This is a genomic window from Pseudoalteromonas sp. SG45-1 (genome assembly GCF_014164135.1).
Classification (GTDB): domain Bacteria; phylum Pseudomonadota; class Gammaproteobacteria; order Enterobacterales; family Alteromonadaceae; genus Pseudoalteromonas; species Pseudoalteromonas distincta.
Window position 1 is genome coordinate 32,031 of the sequence record NZ_JACJEP010000010.1, and the last position, 17,861, is coordinate 49,891.

Below are 17,861 nucleotides of genomic sequence, written 5' to 3' on the forward strand. Positions count from 1 at the left end.
AAAAAAGCAAGTTGAGACGACCTTGAACGCTAACCAATACCGCTGGTTTGAATTTACCCTCATTTTTATATTACTGCCCTTGTTGGGTTTTGGATTACGCGAGCATTTAGCTAATTGGCTTATCCCTGCGCTTATTATACTTATGAGTGTGTGTTGTATGTTGCTACTAGGCGATCCCCATTTTAAACGGTTTAGACTCACAAGCCTTGGGCAATTTTCTGCTGTTAAAAGGCGTGTGTTTAGCTTCTTTTTTTTAGGTGCGCTGTTCTCAGGCATGTTTTACGGGATTATTCATCAAGGCAACTGGTTTACCCTTCCCCGTAACTCGTTTAATGATTGGCTTTTACTGTTGGTGCTGTATCCAATACTGTCGGTTATTCCTCAAGAATTAATATTCCGAACGTATTTTTTTCATCGTTATAAACGCATCATGCCAAAAAAAGCAGTGCGTATTGTAGTCAGTGCGAGTGTATTTGCGCTGGCGCATATTGTGTATGCAAATTGGATTGCAGTAGCCTTAGCCTTTTTGGGCGGTTTACTGTTTGCGTATACCTACGCACAAAGCCGCTCAACGGTCGTGTGTGTTATTGAACACAGCTTATGGGGGCTATGGATGTTTACACTTGGGATTGGCAGCTACCTCGATTCAGGCGCATTTAACTAATATAACAAACATTAAAAAATCCGATACTAGAAAACTAATACCGGATTTCGAATAGTTATAAAAACACTTCACTCATCGCAAAAAGCGCTGAGCTGTAAGGCATATGCTGAGTTTTTAATTATTTAATCTAATGGTTAAAATAACGACTCAAACTCACCATTTGGAAATAAAACACCAGGAATACCACGTACCGCAGTAACATCAGCTAGTTTAGTATCACCAAAATATAAACCGCCACTGTAATTACGGCCCTTTTGCTTTACATCTAACCAACGTCCATTTTCGCCTTTCGCTATTAGATTAATGTTGCCACTAACATCACGAATACGTAAATCTAACGCGCGATTTTGTATGCTAACAAATATATCTGTAGAGGTAAGTTCTGATAGGTTTTCCACATCGCCTACGTACGCAAATTTAAAATCGCTTGCACCACTCAATGGAAAATCTAATTCAAAAGTAAATGCTAAATCGTCATTATCTTCACCAACAAAAGGCGAAGCCTCTACTGCTGTGATATGAAATGCAGTGTTTTGAATGTCGCTTACGTAATCACCATTAAAATCAAAAGTAGATAACGTGGTTGACTCCTCACCTAGAGAATTAACAAAACGGTTTAAATTTACTGATAAATCACCTTCGAGTTTACCCGCTGCTTTATTGATAATTACGTTGGTGGTTACCTGTGTAATACCCGTATCGGCTTCTGGGTTTAATTCACTTTGAGCATCTATGCCATCAAACTCAATCAGCAACTCACTTACATCCACACTTAATACCGTAGTACCATTTGTGACCGTTGCGCTCATTACACCTTCGATTTTATTACCTAATACACCACTTACTCTGAAAGTTGGAATTGATAAATCAATGGTTATCGGTAACTCATCATATGTGCCAGTAATAGCCCAAGTATAAGGTGATTGGTTGTAATCAATATCTAAATCACGAAGCTTATATTGCCCTGATGGTGTAGAGCCATCAGCTAGTGGTGAATAATTTGTGATAACTTCGTTTAAAGCATTACTAAGTGCATCAAGGGTTCTTTGTGTATCTTCATCAAACGCACCTTCAAGCTCAGTAAATTTTGCGTCTAATTCATCTGAATAACTTTTTTCTTGAAGTCTTGCAACACCAATTATATTTCGCGTATCAACAAGTAACTCTCTTGAGTCTAAGCTTTGCACTTCTGCTGAGCGAGCCTGCCAATTTGTAAATGTAGTTACACTTGCAATCGTTTGCTTAACTTGACCAGCTACATTTTTCAACAAAGCATTACCTTGGTCGCTAAATAAGTTGTCTGTAACATACTGCGCTGCTAAGTCGCTGTAATCTTGCCAAGCTTGCTGGTCAGTCTCCAAGTTAGTAAATGCATTAAAAGCACTTTCAACACTAAACGAACTATCAGCAACACCAGCTAAAATTGCCGCGTAGGTGAAGGCATTTGTCACCATTTCTGCTTCAACACTTGCATTTAAATTACTGTGCGTTAAATGATAAAAAGGCGTGGCTGATAAACTCGCCTGTGTAGCACTAAAGCCTTCTTCTGTAATTGCTTTACTCAATGGCGATAAATAAACCTTATTTACACCCGGTGCACTAAATGCATCCGCTTTGTAATTAAGGGTAACGGTTGTCAATTCTTGGTAGTCAATTAACCGGTTTGCGTTTAAGTCATTTACATCACCACGCACAGTTCTGCCACACCCTGTAAATCGCGGACAAGGTAGAGCTGTATCGCTAGGTATAAACTCAAAGCTATTAAAAGTAAGTGGAGTTACACTTACACTCGCAGTATTGATGTTTTCGACTTCAATTGATTCTTGCACCACCCCATCGCTATCTAAAACATTAAGCGTGCCCTGTGGTGATTGCCAATTAGATACATAAAAACTCACAGAAGAAGATGTAGCAATTTCACTCACTGCAACAGATTCTGAACTGTCACTGTCTGATGAAGAGCCACAACCTGCCAATGCAATAGCGACCCCTAAAGGTATAATTTGTTTTAACATCTTCATTCCTTAAAACTTAATGTTCACGTACCAATTCACATTCGCATAATAGGCTTTATCTAAATCTAGGCTATCAGTTTGTAAATTAAGACCAAAATATTCGTTTTCTATACCAACTAAAAATGCTTCGCTTTTTGTTTCGTAGCCTGCTTGTACTCGCCAATGATCCCAAAAGTGAATACGGCCTTTTAATTGGCTAAACGTGTCTTTATCGTAACGTTTTAAAGTTAACTGAGTCGAAAATCGGTCGCTTATTCTGTAATCGGCAAATGCTTGTAGTCGCATTTCCATTTCGAAATCATGAGATACCGTATTTCCAAATGCAGATGTTTTTAATGAAACTGTTGGCTGAGTAATAATATCGCCGTTATCATCTTCGCTAAATGGAATTTCAGTCGTTTGACCCTTTACAGAGCCGCTGTCTTCGTACTCTGTTTTATACAGCAAATCTTTTACGCTAAAACCAACTTTAAGCTCATCATTTACTTGCCAATCGGCAAAAATATCTAGGCTATAGCCTAGCCCTTCAGGCTTTTGTGAAGGTGTAAATTCTTTAAATAAAATATCTTTTGAAAAGTTGTAATCGACAGTTACAGCACCTTCAACTTCATCACTAAAAATCTCACCATTTACAGTGGCATCTTGATAGTGTGAGCTGGCAAAAACAGAAAGCTTAGGTGTTATTGTTAATGCATTTTTATCTAAAAATTTAAAATCATAAGATACGAATACACCATTAGACGTTGCTTGTTTAGCATCGAGGTAATAGGTATAAAATCTATCTTCAAACTCTAAGTCATTCTTTTCGGTATGAGTATATTTAGCTGTATCAGGATCAAAGTTAAGAACATAGTCATAACGACTTTGTAAACCCACTTTAAAATTACCGTAGCCAACACCCACTTCAAAAATATTATAGGTAAATGCACTGTCACCCGACTTTAATGGTGCATCAAAATCATCTACAAAGGCTTGTACTGGTTGTGCTTCAGTATAAATTTCTGCGTCAAAATGAGTAAATATTTGAAATTGGTTATCTGCGGAAGCAAGAGGAGAAATAAAAGCTGTTGAAAATCCTAACAAGAGAATTTTTTTTTTCATAATTTAATCGCTTTCTATAAAAAAAGGGAAAAGCGCTGCTTTCCCCTTTTATAGTTTAAATATTACTTAGATGAATCAATTAAATCAACATCAGTGTAAGGCACTACATCACCATCGATGTAAGTGATAGATACACCGTTAGTAACTTTAGAAGCAGTACCAAATGACATCATTTCGCCATTGTACATAGCTTTAACATCACCAGTGTAACCTGTAGATTCCATACCAGTTAGAGATAATGTGTAACCCATTGCTGCGTCACCTTTAACCATAACTTCTAATGTACTTTCATCTTCATCACCACTACTGTCAACCATACCCATTACTTTAAAGTCTAAGTCGCCAGACATACCTTCAAGTGTAATACTTGAAGAATCTGATTCTTCAGTTGCAGTAAGGTTTAGCATACCAGTGAAACCAGAATCACCGTCCATAATTTCAACGTGGTTCCAAGCTTGCGTATCGATAATTTCAGCATCATCAATTGTGTCAGCATTTACTGCACCGTCAAATGTGAATATTAAACATGAATCAATTTGAGTAGCATCAATTGTACCTGCAGCAAAATCAACACAATCTTCAAGTGCTTGTGCTTGTGTATCAGCAGTAACAAGTGAAACAGTTGCGTCATTTTCACCCATTAATGTAGCGCCCCAAGCAACAACTAATTGCTCGCCTTGGTAAGAAGCTGAAGCACTGATCATTTCACCGGTAGTTTCGTTCTCTAATTCTAAAACTAACGCATCTAAGTCATAGTTATATGACCAATCAGGTTGACGAGTAGAAGTACCTTCACCTGAGTTACCCATTTCAGCTAGTTCATCAATTACGTCAGCAAGAACGTCTGCTGCATCGATAACCGCTTGACCGCCAGTGTTAGTAAGCACAGTCATAGTCGATAATGACTCTGATGTAGCTTTAACAGAAGTTAGTACTTCAAGTTTAGCAACCGCCGCTTCAGCAACAAGTTGTAGGTTATAAGCTGTTACAAATTGCTCGCTAGCTAGGTCACCTTGAGCTACAGCAGCTGTTTGCATAGCTGTAAGCGCATCAATCATTGCTTGTGCGCCTTCGCCTTCAAGGTCTAGGTAAGCATTAGCAGCAACAAGTGCTTGCTCAATAGCAATTTCAAGTGCATCAACAGCAGCAGCAAAATCAGACGCAGCAGTAACAGCAGTCATAGCAAGCTCAAGAGCTTCAGTTGCGTTTGCGGCTGTATCTACCATTGCACCTTCTGCGTTAGCAAGTGCGCTTGTAGAAACTGCTTCAGCTGTGTCTGCTGCTGATTTTTTCTCATCAGCAACGTCTGCAGTGTCTTCAGCAACTAGTTTTGCAGCAGCAAGAGCAATATCAAACGTTTCAATCGCTGCTTCTGCTTCCGCTACTAGTGCAGCTAATGCAGCGTCGTATGCAACGGTGTCAGTTACAGCAACACCTGCATCTGTTTGTAAAGACGTTGCAGAATCAAGAATCTGTTGGTAATCAGAGCTTTGAGTAACTAACGCTTTTGCAGCAGTTACATAACCTTGTGATTTAACAAAAATAGAACCCGCTTTAGCTGTTAAACCAGCAGTAGCAGCTTCATTTTTCAGTAATGTTACAGCGCTTACAAATGCAGCTGCGTTATCAGCCGTAAGAGCATCGCCACCCATTGCTTGAACATCAGCAAGTGAACTTTGAGCTGTTTCAATATCCATTTCTAATGCAGTAAGTGCAGTTTGTGAAGCTGTAACTTCTACTGTTAAAGCAGCTGCTAGAGCTGTATAAAAATCGTCTCCAACTGTACACTCTGCACCAGTACAACCAATTACTTCTAGTGCTTTTTTAACTTTTACTGCAGCGGCTGCAAGGCCGGCATCAGTTGCTGCACCATTTTTAACAGCTTTGTCTTTAGCTGCTTTTGCTTTTTTAGCAATACCTACTGAATTAGCGGCAAACGCATCAATTTGTGCTTGTGTTGCATTAGGGTTGTTAATAGAGAATGCCGCTTTTAAAGCGTTTTCAATTGCAGTTTCATCACCCGTTGCTACAGCAACAAAAATGTTTGCAGTATTTGTAATTGCTGTTTGTAACATTGTAGCTATTGCAGCAATGCCAGCGTCAGTATTACCTTTAAACTGGCCTGATTTAATACCAGCTTTAATGCTGCTCATTACATCACCAATTGAAGGTAAACCTTGAATTGAAGATGAAAGCTGTGCAATTGCTAAAATACCGTCAGTAAGTTCTTCTTCGCCATCAACATTGCTTAAATCTACAGCGCCGCCGTTAGATAAATCGCCAATAATAGCAGAAAGTAAAAGTGCTGCGTCTTGACCCATTACTTGTACAACAGTGTTTAAGCTAGCTGTAGCAATAGCGTCTTCATCTACACTTGAACCTGAGTCAAGAAGAAGACCTGCCACTAACGATGTTAAAAAAGTAACATTAGCTTTATAAGAACCTATAACATTATCGTCGCCAGCTGCACCGCTCGCTCCAGATGTATCTGCTTCAACAGCTGGAATAAACTTAACAACAGAAAGCTCTAGGTCAGTTTTGTACCATTCGCCAAACTCAATATCAGTATCGCCATCATTTTCGTCGTCAACTTCTGGCGCTTCATCGTAAGTGCCACAACCTACGTAAGCATCACAACGTAAAAAGCTATCATCGCCTTCTTCAGACGTTTTAACACTAATGTAAACAGGTCCAGTAAAATCATCATCTAGGTAGATGCTGTAACGACCGTTTTCATCAGTTAGCACTTCAGGGTTAGCGGCAATTTTACTTGCTTCTACCGCTGCATCTGCAGCATCTTGTGATAGTGCTTCTTCAGAAAAAGACTCAGCCTCTGCTGAAGCGGCTGAGCGAAATGCAACAGGAACGCTTTGACCAGATGCATCTAAAGTCATTACAGTTACTACTGCACTTTTCATTGAACCTTTAACTGCTTTACCTGTTACTTCAATGTTAAATTGTGCATCGCCCGTTGCAGTGAAAGATTCTACAGGTGTAACAGGAATATTTCTGTCGTTATCAGAACCACATGCTGTTAAGCCTAATGTTAGTGCAACTGAAGCTGCAATAGGTGTAAATTTGATCGTACGCTTTACCATTTATTTCTCCTTGATAGCCTGGAATGAGTATCAGAAATTAGTTTAGTTGATAGTGATTTATGTAAGCTTTTATATTCAAAAAGCATCAAAAAAGTACACAATCATAACTTTTGTTACTAGAACATTAAAAATACCATTAAGCTATATAGTTATGCTACATATTTATACGTTTTATAGAAGTATTTATCTTTATTCTATGAGCTACTTCTTTATCAGCATCTCTATTATTCAATAACCTATAGACACTCATAAAGAACCAGCACATATTGATACAATATATTCACTTTATTAAATGAATATTACATATAATCTAGTTTGTTAATTATATTCTTCAAGTAAATGCGGTGGATGAGAGCTAAAAAAGACGATAATTCGGAAAATTAATGAAAAAGGATTATTTCTAACGAGTGTGAGTAGGTTTTACTTTAGCTAAGCAAACGTTTATAAAATTTGTTTGCTTAACTAAAATAAATGTTTAGTTGCGCTTAACTTCACCAGTGATTAGTAAGGGACTCTTACAACCCCTTCCATTAATACACGTGCACTTCGGCTCATACTTGCTTTGGTAACTAGCCAGTTGCCAGCATTATTTTTAGCCTCAGCACCTACTTTTAGCGTGCCCGACGGATGACCAAAGTTAACTTCACTCAATGCACCGCCACCAGCGGCTATATTTACGAGTGTGCCTTCAATTGCTGCGGCAGTGCCAATAGCTACAGCGGCTGTGCCCATCATGGCATGATGCAGTTTACCCATCGACATTGCGCGCACGAGTAAGTTAATGTTGGCAGCCTCAATAAATTTACCGCTAGATGCAGCGTAATCTAAAGGCGCTGCAACAAACGCAACCTTTGGTGTATGTTGGCGAGCTTGCGCTTCACTAATATTAGTGATTAAGCCCATTTTAACGGCGCCATAAGCGCGAATGGTTTCAAGCTTTTCAAGCGCTGCAACATCGTTATTTATATCGTCTTGCAGCTCTGTGCCGGTATAATTAATATCAGCGGCGTTAATAAATACAGTAGGAATACCTGCATTTATCATGGTTGCTTTTAGAGTACCAACACCTGGAACCTCTAAGTCATCAACTACATTACCTGTTGGAAATAACGCGCCATCGCCATCAGCGGGGTCCATAAATTCAAGTTTTACTTCAGCTGCAGCAAATGTAACGCCATCGAGCTCAAAGTCGCCGGTTTCTTGTACTTCGCCATTGGTCATAGGGACATGCACTAATATGCTTTTATTAATATTAGCCTGCCACACACGCACAATAGCAACACCGTTATTAGGTACTCTGCTTTTATCGACCAAACCATTACTAATAGCAAAAGCCCCCACTGCTGACGTTAAGTTGCCGCAGTTACCGCTCCAATCTACAAAAGGTTTATCTATCGCCACTTGACCAAACAAGTAATCAACATCGTGGTCTGCTTGCTCACTTTTACTTAGGATTACGGTTTTACTGGTGCTTGATGTAGCGCCGCCCATTCCATCCGTTTGTTTGCCGTACGGATCTGGGCTGCCAATAACACGCAGTAATAAATTGTCGCGCGCCTCGCCTGCTACTTGAGCAGGCTTTGGCAAATCAGTTAAATTAAAAAACACACCTTTACTGGTGCCGCCACGCATATAGGTTGCAGGCACTTTAATTTGCGGTTTAAACATAGTGTTTGCCCTTATGCAGATTGCGTTGCTTCTAAAAAGTCTTGAGCAAAGCGTTGTAACACACCACCAGCTGCGTAAATAGAAAGCTCTTCTTGGGTATCTATACGACATTTCATAGGCACAGTAAGTACTTCACCGTCTTTGCGGGTAATGCTTAAATTAACTGTAGCGCCTGGTTTTAAATCGCCCGTTACATCGTACGTTTCACTGCCATCCAGCTTTAGGGTTTTACGCGTTGTGCCAGCTTTAAATTCAAGCGGTAAAACCCCCATACCAATTAAGTTAGTACGGTGAATACGCTCAAAGCCCTCAGCTGCGATTACTTCAACGCCTGCAAGTCTTACGCCTTTTGCAGCCCAATCGCGCGACGAACCTTGACCGTAATCGGCACCGGCTACGATAATAAGCGGCTGTTTACGCTCCATGTAGGCTTCGATTGCTTCCCACATACGGGTATTAGTGCCTTGTGGCTCTAGGCGAGCGTAAGAACCTTGCTTAACGTCGCCGTTTTCATCAAGCACCATTTCATTAAGTAGTTTTGGGTTTGCAAAGGTTGCGCGCTGCGCTGTTAAATGATCGCCCCGGTGCGTTGCGTACGAGTTGTAATCTTCTTCTGGCACATTCATTTTGGTCAGGTATTCGCCAGCAGCACTACTTGCCATAATTGCGTTTGATGGCGATAAATGATCCGTTGTAATATTATCGCCAAGTACAGCAAGCGCGCGCATACCGGTCATAGTGCGCTCACCCGCAAGTGCACCTTCCCAATAAGGAGGGCGACGAATGTAGGTGCTTTCTGGGCGCCAATCGTAAAGAGGATCGTTATCTTCACCGTAATCTACGGTTAAATTAAACATAGGCTCGTATACTTTTCTAAATTGCTCAGGCTTAACACTTTGCTTAATAACCGCATCAATCTCTTCATCTGATGGCCATAAATCTTTAAGCGTAATATCGTTGCCTTGTTGATCTTGTCCAAGTATCCCTTTTTCAATATCAAAGCGAATAGTACCTGCAATAGCGTATGCAACAACCAAAGGAGGTGACGCTAAAAATGCTTGCTTAGCATAAGGATGAATGCGCCCATCAAAGTTACGATTACCTGAAAGTACAGCCGTTGCGTATAAATCACGTTCAATTACTTCTTTTTGAATCACAGGGTCAAGCGCTCCGCTCATACCGTTACACGTTGTACACGCAAAACCAACAATGCCAAAGCCAAGTTGCTCAAGCTCTGTTAGTAGGTTTGCATCTTCAAGGTATGATTGCACTGCTTTTGAGCCCGGTGCTAATGAAGTTTTAACCCAAGGTTTGCGCATTAAACCCTTAGCATTTGCATTACGGGCAAGGAGTGCTGCAGCAATTACATTGCGTGGATTACTGGTATTGGTACAACTAGTAATAGCGGCAATAATACATGCGCCGTCTGGCATTAAGCCTTCTTCATTTTCAACAACGCCCGAAATACCTTCTTTAGCTAAATCGCTTGTCGATACACGGCGGTGCGGATTAGATGGACCTGCAATATTGCGCCCCACGCTTGATAAATCAAACTTAAGTACACGTTCGTATTTTGCGGTTTTTAAGCTATCGCTCCAAAGGCCTGCTGTTTTTGCGTAGTTTTCTACAAGGGCAATTTGTTCTTCTTCACGCCCTGTTAAACGCAAATAATCTATTGTTTTATCATCGATATAAAACATGGCGGCAGTTGCGCCAAATTCAGGCGTCATGTTTGAAATGGTTGCTCTGTCGCCAAGTGTAAGCGCGTCGGCACCTTCACCGTAAAACTCTAAATAAGTAGATACAACACGTTGTTCGCGTAAAAATTCAGTAATGGCCAACACAATATCGGTAGCGGTAATACCGGGTTGGCGCTTACCTGTTAGCTCAACACCAACAATATCAGGCAAGCGAATATATGAAGCACGGCCAAGCATAACGCTTTCAGCTTCAAGCCCGCCTACACCCACAGCAATAACACCCAGCGCATCAACATGAGGCGTGTGGCTGTCGGTACCAACTAGTGTATCTGGAAATGCAATGCCATCTCGGTTTTGAATAACCGGCGACATTTTTTCAAGATTAATTTGATGCATAATGCCGTTACCCGGTGGAATAACATCAATATTTTTAAACGCAGTTTTAGTCCAGTTTATAAAATGAAAACGGTCATCATTGCGTCTGTCTTCGATGGCGCGGTTTTTTTCAAATGCGTCAGGATCAAAACCGGCATGCTCTACCGCCAGTGAATGATCCACTATTAACTGCGTAGGTACTACCGGATTCACTTTAGCCGGATCGCCGCCTTTAGCTGCAATTGCATCACGAAGCCCAGCTAAATCAACAAGTGCTGTTTGGCCTAAAATATCGTGGCACACTACGCGCGCCGGATACCACGGAAAATCCAAGTCTTGCTTTCGCTCAATTAGCTGGTTAAGTGCATCGGTTAACATAGCAGGGTCGCATCGGCGTACTAGGTTTTCGGCAAATACACGCGATGTATAAGGTAGTGTGGCGTATGCATCTGGCTTAATTGCATCTACGGCTTCTTGCGTATCGTAATAGTCGACGTTTGAGCCAGGTAAAGGTTTACGGTATTGCGTGTTATTAATTATGGTCATGGTAAGGGTTCGCTAATTTGGTGACGGTGTTTGCTCACAGCTAGCGTGTTTAATAAAAAGTTTGAGAAAAACTGCTCGCTAGTGGCTATGTGCAATAAAAAAGTGAGCACATGCGTGCTCACCCATTTTTTAACGTGACTCTATTGGTGTGTAACTGCGTGCGTCAGGCCCTGTGTAATCGGCACTTGGGCGAATAATACGGTTGTTAGCGCGCTGCTCTTTTACATGGGCAGTCCAGCCCGTAACACGGCTCATTACAAATATTGGCGTAAATAATTTAGTTGGAATATCCATAAAGTGATAAGCAGATGCATGGAAAAAATCGGCATTACAAAACAGTTTTTTCTCGCGCCACATAATCTCTTCACAACGAACAGACACAGGGTAAAGCACCGTATCGCCTACCTCAGCCGCTAGTTTTTCAGACCACTTTTTAATAATTACATTACGCGGATCAGACTCGCGATAAATAGCATGACCAAAACCCATAATTTTGTCTTTACGTTCAAGCATGCCCATAATTTCTTTCTCAGCATGTTCAGGACTTGTAAAACCTTGAATCATATCCATTGCCGCTTCGTTAGCACCACCATGTAATGGACCACGTAGCGTACCAATCGCACCAGTTACACAAGAGTGAATATCAGATAAAGTTGAAGCACATACACGGCCTGTAAAGGTAGAGGCGTTAAACTCGTGCTCTGCGTATAAAATTAGTGATACATTCATTACCTGTGCAAACAATTCACTAGGTGCTTTGTCGTGTAATAAATTTAAAAAATGTGCGCCAACTGAGTCGTCATCAGTTTGTGTTTCAATGCGTACGCCATCGTGTGTAAAGCGGTACCAGTAACAAATAATACTTGGGAACACAGCAACCATACGGTCGATTGCATCATTGGCTTGGCTAAAATCAAGCTCCATTTCAAGGTTACCCAACATTGAGCAACCCGTGCGCATTACATCCATTGGGTGCGCGTCTTTAGGAATGTTTTCAAGCACGGTTTTAAGCGCATCAGGTAAGCCGCGTAAACTTTTTAGTTTTGCTTTATACTCAGCCAATTCGCTTGTGGTTGGTAACTCACCACGTGAAAGTAAAAAAGACACTTCTTCAAACTGCGCTTTTTCGGCAAGTTCGCTAATATCGTAACCACAATACGTTAAACCAGAACCACTTTGTCCAACAGTACACAATGCTGTTTGACCAGCCACTTGTCCGCGTAAACCCGCGCCGCCTAATGCTTTATCTACCATGATCTTCTCCTATCTTAAATTTGTGTGTGATTTTATTTTTTAATAATTATTATTTGTCAGATTTTGATGAAAAAAGGTTATCGAGTGTGTTCTCGTACGTGTGGTAATCTAAAAAGTCGTAAAGCTCAGAGCGCGTTTGCATATTTTCAATTTGGCTTTGTTGCGAGCCTTCATTTAAAATTGCTGAATACACGTTTAATGCTGCTTTGTTCATGGCTCTAAATGCACTGAGTGGGTAAAGCACCATTTCAACACCTACATCGCTTAACTGCTCTTTTGTGTAAATAGGTGTTTGGCCAAACTCAGTAATGTTTGCCAAAATTGGAACGTTAATCGCTTTTGCAAATGCTTGGTAATCAGCAAGGTCGTGTACGGCTTCTGCAAAAATAGCGTCAGCACCCGCTTCAACACAGGCTGCTGCACGGTCTATCGCGGCGTTTAAACCTTCTTTTTGAAATGCATCGGTACGCGCCATAATATAAAAATCGCTATCGGTTTTTGCATCAACCGCCGCTTTAATGCGGTCAACCATTTCACCTTGGCTTACAATTTCTTTATTAGGGCGATGACCACAGCGTTTTTGCGCTACTTGGTCTTCTATATGAAAACCCGCCGCACCCGCTTTAGTCATTTCTTTTACTGTTCGTGCAATGTTAAACGCCCCACCCCAACCGGTATCGGCATCAACAAGTAGTGGTAAATCGCTAGCACCAGTAATACGGCGAATATCTTCAAGCACGTTATCAAGGCTCGTCATACCTAAGTCAGGCATACCAAACGAGGCGTTTGCAACACCGGCACCTGAGAGGTAAATAGCTTGGTGACCCATTTTTTCTGCCATCATCGCTGTGTAGGCGTTAATAGTACCTACCACTTGTAACGGGCTGTTATTGGCAATAGCGTGTTTAAATTTTAATCCTGCTGACATTACTTTCTCCTCACTTTGAACGGTTGCTACGTGGAGTAACTTATAGTTTTAATATGTAATTGTGACTGTTTAACTGCTCTTGCTAGCTTTTAGCTTTTAGCTATTAGCAGCTTCTTTTTTTGCGACTAATATCAATCTGTATGGGTATGAGGTCTATTTAACGATAAGAAAATCGTTCTGTAACTAGGCAATAATTTTTATGTTTAGTGGTTCTAAATAAAAAATTTTTAACGACGTTACGGAGCGATTTAATCCGTTAAATTGTTCGAATACTCATATTGATTGGTATACATCAAATTTGGTTTGGATATTTGCTTGCGATGCACTGATGTGGCGCTTCATTAACATTTCGGCCAGTTCGCCGTCGTGGTTTTCAATGGCGTTAATAATAGCTAAATGTTCATCAAACGCTTTTGATACACGCGGCCCCACCATGCCCATTTGTACACGGTACATGCGTATTAATTGATAAAGCTCATTACACAGTAAATGAATTAAATGCGCGTTTTTACTGCCTTGAATAATACGATAATGAAAATCTAAATCGCCGGCTTCTTGATAGTAAGACTCGCCTTCTTTAACACGTTGTGTTTGTAGGTGCTGATTAAGTAATTGCTTTAAGCCTTTTACTTCTTCGGGTTCCATATTGTCGGCAGCAAGCCTACATGCCAAACCTTCAAGTGAGCTGCGAACTTGGTACACTTCAATCAAACGCTCAGCAGTAAGGGCAACTACTCGGCAACCTACGTTAGCTTTACGCTCAACAAGGTAGCAACTTTCTAGGCGATTTAACGCCTCTCTAAGCGTTGCACGGCTTACACCATAACGTTTGGCAAGCTCAGGCTCTGATATTTTACTGTCTTGAACTATACTACCTTCAACAATCTCACGGCGCATATCTACAAATACTTGATCTGATGCGGTAGTTATAGGCGCTTCGTTTAAAAATGTGTGTGTCATAAGTTATTTTTTAGATTGTCGACAATTAATGTGGTTACTATGGGCTTATTAAAAAATCATGTCAACCCTTAAACCTATCAAAATGGCTAAAAAACACACTCATTGTCGACACTATTAACCTGAAGTCGCATAAAAATGGTTTTAAAATGGACTAAAACAATGAAGTGTCGACAGCATAATAAATCAGATGTTACGTCTTTAAGCGCTGAAAATGCATTATATAAATGCTATTATCACGCTTTATTTTTATAGTATGAGCTAACGCGTGAACGCCAACACTTTTATTCCTGAGCACTTTATTGATGACGTAAAAACCTATTTACCAGCGCATCTAAACTTAGATGACTTTTTAAATGCGTGTCGCAGGCCCCTCAGAAAATCTATCCGCGTTAATACATTAAAAATTAGCATTGAAGAATTTGTAAAACGTGCCACTGAAAAAAATTGGCTGCTAACCCCAATCCCATGGTGCAGTGAAGGCTTTTGGTTAGAACGCCCATGCGATGAAGAGCAAAACCTAGCCCTAGGTAATACCGACTTACATCTAAGCGGTGCTATGTACGTGCAAGAGGCAAGTTCAATGCTGCCGCCTATTGCCTTAAAACAAAGTATTGAACTCGCTGACTCTCAAAATAACACCGTGCTTGATATGGCATCAGCACCAGGCTCTAAAACATCGCAACTTGCAGCACTTATGGATAACCAAGGCGTGCTTGTTGCAAACGAGCTTTCGTCATCGCGCCTAAAAGTACTTAGCGCAACGCTCAAACGCATGGGAGTAGGCAACTGTGCGCTCTCGCATTTTGATGGCGTTATATTTGGCAACTACATGTTTGAATGCTTTGATAGCATATTGCTAGACGCGCCCTGCTCTGGCGAAGGCACGGTACGTAAAGACGCCGACGCACTAAAAAATTGGTCAATAGAATCAAACATACAAATAGCCCAAGTACAAAAAGACTTAATTAAAAGCGCATTTTACGCATTAAAGCCAGGTGGCACCTTAGTGTATTCAACCTGCACACTCACCCCGCTCGAAAATCAACAAGTGTGCGGTTATTTACTCAGTGAATTTGGCGACTATATAGCACCTGAGTCACTCAGTGATTTATTTGAAGGTTCAAGCAAAGCCACAACTAATGAGGGCTATTTACATGTATGGCCGCAAACCTTCGATAGCGAAGGCTTTTTTATTGCTAAATTTAAAAAGCACGCAAGTTGCGATAACCCAAATCAAACAGTTAAAAAAGGCGCGTTTCCGTTCAACGAGTTTGATAAAAAGCAAAGCGTCGCGTTTATGCAATCGCTTAAAAAGCATTTTGGGTTAACTAACCTGCCTGGCAGCCTAATGCAGCGTGACAAAGAACTGTGGTTATTTCCTGAGGGGTTTGAAGCCGTCCAAAATAAAATTAAATACGCACGTTTAGGCATTCAAATTGGAATTATTCATAAAAACGGCGTAAGGCTAACGCACGAGTTTGCAACCGTATTTGGCAATGAGTGTAAAACCAATGTATTTGCTTTAAATAACGAGCAAGCCAATGATTATTTTCAAGGTAAAGATATATGCTTAACTGAGGCAACTCAAACAATAGGTGAAGTGGTATTAACGCTGTGTGGTTGCCCTATTGGGCTGGGGAAATGGCAAAAAAATAAGATCAAAAACTCACTACCACGCGATCTAGTGCAAAATACGCAGTTAATAAGCTGGGGTGAAACTAAAGTACAAATTACGCATAATTAATCTAATCCTTTGTTATCAAATGTAACCAGATGGCGAAATTAGTTATGCTTTATTGAACAGCTTTACTATAGTTTTAAGTACTTTCTTCTTCTCCCTAACGAACCAGAAAGTTTTTAGTTAACGCTAGGCTCAATTTAGAGTCAATTTATAGCCCAGAGGTTTTTAACCTCTGGGCAATTTTTTACGCCCTATAATAACAGTTCAGCTTTTACCAATAAAACAAATATTCACAAAGAGGTTATGAGACGCTGCGCTTTTAGAGAAGTGATAAGTCAGTTCGTTGAATAGATCACTTGGTGTCTTCTCATTTACTCCTCATTCACTTCTCTTTGTGCAATTGGTTTTCACTTTAACGTAAACAGGCTAAACACTTTCAAAACCTACCTAGTTACAATGTTTTTTAAACATCCAGCTAGTTCTTAGCGGTTCAAAGTGAGAGCCAAACTTAAGCGATAGACATAAAATAGGCAAAGCATCAACTTGCTTAGCAACATCAAAAACTTGATAAAATTTATAACCATATTTAACGGCTAAATTTAATTCAGCAACATACAATGCTTTATACTTTGGAGGGAGTTGCTGCCAGTTCATTAGCGCTATTTGAATAATACCAAGCTGCACATCAAGCTTGTACGGCCCGAATTTTTTAGCCTGCTGAATATACTCGTATACGCGCTCTGTCGGCCCTTCTTGATAACTAACTACTTGTGCCAGTGCAATCCACGTTTCTGACCATGTTTGCCTTAACTCTAATGACTTTAATAGATCTTTTTCTGCTTGTTGATAAACCAAAAGATTATTCTTATTTTGCTCGCTAGTTACAGCTAGATTGGACATTTTTATATAAGCACTTAACTGCCAGTAATGAGGCTGTGAAGGGTCTTGGCTTGTTGCATATGTAATTGCCCTGTCTGCAAGCTCTAGCTCTTCAGGAGTAATTGTGCTTACAGGCTGCTTTAAAATATTGACTGCATTAAAATACCATGTATTTGCACGCATACTTTGTGAGCTTTGATAACCTATAACTAATGTAATAACTGCAAGTATTGCAATTTGTGTGAGGCGGTTTGTATTTAAATTACTCATTAAACAACGACTCTGTTAGACGCTTAGGGTTGGTAAAAAACAAATTATGTGCATCATTTTTACCTATCAACTCGCTCACTATTTGCTTAGCTTTACTCAAAATAGGCGGCCTGCGCTTAACTGAATGAGCATCAGATGCAACATAGGTTACTAAACCCTTTTTTAGCATATCTATACTAATATTTTTTGCAGTTTCGCCCCATGCACCTTCAATGCTTGACGCTGTTAACTGAAACTCACACCCTAATTGCTTTAAACGATTAATATAAAAAGGATTTACTTGAATATCACGATTACGCTCAGGATGAGGAATAATCACTTTTATATTTTGTTTAGCTAGCCAATTTATAAACTTATCGTAGCCTTGGGGGACATGCGAATGCGGGAGTTCTAATAATAAATAATTTACTGAATTAAGCGTACCAATATACGGGAGTTTATTACTAAGCACTAAACTCATTAGCTCTACATCTAACCTAACCTCTGCTGCAACAGCTAGTTTAATACCAATATTATTTACTAATGCCTGTGCTTTTAAATTAGCTAGATCGTCATAAATATGCGAAGCAGCGTTATTAAAGCGGCCTAAATGAATGTGCGGAGTAGCTACCATGTGAGTTATACCATCGGCTTGTGCCATTTTTAATAGCGCTAAAGACTCCGTTAAGTCTTTAGCGCCATCGTCAAGCCCAGGTAGTATATGAGAATGTATATCTATCATT

General features: G+C 40.3%; 12 protein-coding genes. 2 read left to right on the forward strand and 10 right to left on the reverse strand.

The window, feature by feature from the left end:
- The first annotated feature begins 22 nt into the window (after window positions 1-22).
- A complete protein-coding gene (locus H5117_RS10435; protein ID WP_002961594.1) occupies window positions 23-664 on the forward strand; it encodes a CPBP family intramembrane glutamic endopeptidase in 642 nt (213 codons plus the stop codon).
- Window positions 665-798: 134 nt separating this feature from the next.
- On the opposite strand, the gene H5117_RS10440 is transcribed toward H5117_RS10435, so the two are convergent.
- From H5117_RS10440 to H5117_RS10475, 8 genes are all read right to left on the reverse strand, one after another.
- Window positions 799-2,679: a hypothetical protein gene (locus H5117_RS10440; RefSeq protein WP_182737627.1), complete on the reverse strand. Its 1,881-nt coding sequence runs from the start codon at window positions 2,677-2,679 to the stop codon at window positions 799-801.
- A gap of 9 nt (window positions 2,680-2,688) precedes the next feature.
- A complete protein-coding gene (locus H5117_RS10445) occupies window positions 2,689-3,780 on the reverse strand; it encodes a hypothetical protein (RefSeq protein ID WP_182737629.1) in 1,092 nt (363 codons plus the stop codon).
- Window positions 3,781-3,842: 62 nt separating this feature from the next.
- A complete protein-coding gene (locus tag H5117_RS10450) occupies window positions 3,843-6,878 on the reverse strand; it encodes a hypothetical protein (RefSeq protein ID WP_182737631.1) in 3,036 nt (1,011 codons plus the stop codon).
- A gap of 501 nt (window positions 6,879-7,379) precedes the next feature.
- Window positions 7,380-8,546 (reverse strand): 2-methylaconitate cis-trans isomerase PrpF, encoded by a 1,167-nt coding sequence (gene prpF, locus H5117_RS10455; RefSeq protein ID WP_182736539.1) that lies wholly within the window; start codon window positions 8,544-8,546, stop codon window positions 7,380-7,382.
- Window positions 8,547-8,557: 11 nt separating this feature from the next.
- The gene (gene acnD / locus H5117_RS10460) at window positions 8,558-11,167 is read right to left on the reverse strand and encodes a Fe/S-dependent 2-methylisocitrate dehydratase AcnD (RefSeq protein WP_182720390.1); all 2,610 of its coding nucleotides are present in this window, start codon (window positions 11,165-11,167) and stop codon (window positions 8,558-8,560) included.
- Between the two features lie 129 nt (window positions 11,168-11,296).
- Window positions 11,297-12,421, reverse strand: a complete 1,125-nt coding sequence (gene prpC / locus H5117_RS10465) for a 2-methylcitrate synthase (protein WP_182720391.1) — start codon at window positions 12,419-12,421, stop codon at window positions 11,297-11,299.
- A gap of 49 nt (window positions 12,422-12,470) precedes the next feature.
- Window positions 12,471-13,349, reverse strand: coding sequence for a methylisocitrate lyase (prpB, locus tag H5117_RS10470; RefSeq protein ID WP_182720392.1), 879 nt, complete (start codon window positions 13,347-13,349; stop codon window positions 12,471-12,473).
- 273 nt (window positions 13,350-13,622) lie between these two features.
- On the reverse strand, window positions 13,623-14,309 hold the full coding sequence (locus tag H5117_RS10475) for a GntR family transcriptional regulator (protein WP_182737634.1): 687 nt from the start codon (window positions 14,307-14,309) through the stop codon (window positions 13,623-13,625).
- A gap of 265 nt (window positions 14,310-14,574) precedes the next feature.
- Between H5117_RS10475 and rsmF the strand changes: the two genes are divergently transcribed.
- Window positions 14,575-16,053, forward strand: coding sequence for a 16S rRNA (cytosine(1407)-C(5))-methyltransferase RsmF (rsmF, locus tag H5117_RS10480; protein WP_182737636.1), 1,479 nt, complete (start codon window positions 14,575-14,577; stop codon window positions 16,051-16,053).
- A gap of 384 nt (window positions 16,054-16,437) precedes the next feature.
- Here the strand turns inward: rsmF and H5117_RS10485 are convergent, their stop codons facing one another.
- Both H5117_RS10485 and H5117_RS10490 read right to left on the reverse strand, forming a co-directional pair.
- The gene (locus tag H5117_RS10485; RefSeq protein WP_182737639.1) at window positions 16,438-17,139 is read right to left on the reverse strand and encodes a VpsP family polysaccharide biosynthesis protein; all 702 of its coding nucleotides are present in this window, start codon (window positions 17,137-17,139) and stop codon (window positions 16,438-16,440) included.
- Window positions 17,132-17,860, reverse strand: coding sequence for a tyrosine-protein phosphatase (locus H5117_RS10490; RefSeq protein ID WP_182737641.1), 729 nt, complete (start codon window positions 17,858-17,860; stop codon window positions 17,132-17,134). Before H5117_RS10490 ends, H5117_RS10485 begins: the two co-directional genes overlap by 8 nt.
- Between the last annotated feature and the right edge of the window lies 1 nt (window position 17,861).

Bases quoted from the DNA above. Each gene is read 5' to 3' on its own strand.
- H5117_RS10445 (WP_182737629.1), bottom strand. From the start codon at position 3,780: ATGAAAAAAAAAATTCTCTTGTTAGGATTTTCAACAGCTTTTATTTCT.
- H5117_RS10440 (WP_182737627.1), bottom strand. From the start codon at position 2,679: ATGTTAAAACAAATTATACCTTTAGGGGTCGCTATTGCATTGGCAGGT.
- acnD (WP_182720390.1), bottom strand. From the start codon at position 11,167: ATGACCATAATTAATAACACGCAATACCGTAAACCTTTACCTGGCTCA.
- H5117_RS10475 (WP_182737634.1), bottom strand. From the start codon at position 14,309: ATGACACACACATTTTTAAACGAAGCGCCTATAACTACCGCATCAGAT.
- prpB (WP_182720392.1), bottom strand. From the start codon at position 13,349: ATGTCAGCAGGATTAAAATTTAAACACGCTATTGCCAATAACAGCCCG.
- prpC (WP_182720391.1), bottom strand. From the start codon at position 12,421: ATGGTAGATAAAGCATTAGGCGGCGCGGGTTTACGCGGACAAGTGGCT.
- H5117_RS10490 (WP_182737641.1), bottom strand. From the start codon at position 17,860: ATGATAGATATACATTCTCATATACTACCTGGGCTTGACGATGGCGCT.
- H5117_RS10450 (WP_182737631.1), bottom strand. From the start codon at position 6,878: ATGGTAAAGCGTACGATCAAATTTACACCTATTGCAGCTTCAGTTGCA.
- H5117_RS10485 (WP_182737639.1), bottom strand. From the start codon at position 17,139: ATGAGTAATTTAAATACAAACCGCCTCACACAAATTGCAATACTTGCA.
- prpF (WP_182736539.1), bottom strand. From the start codon at position 8,546: ATGTTTAAACCGCAAATTAAAGTGCCTGCAACCTATATGCGTGGCGGC.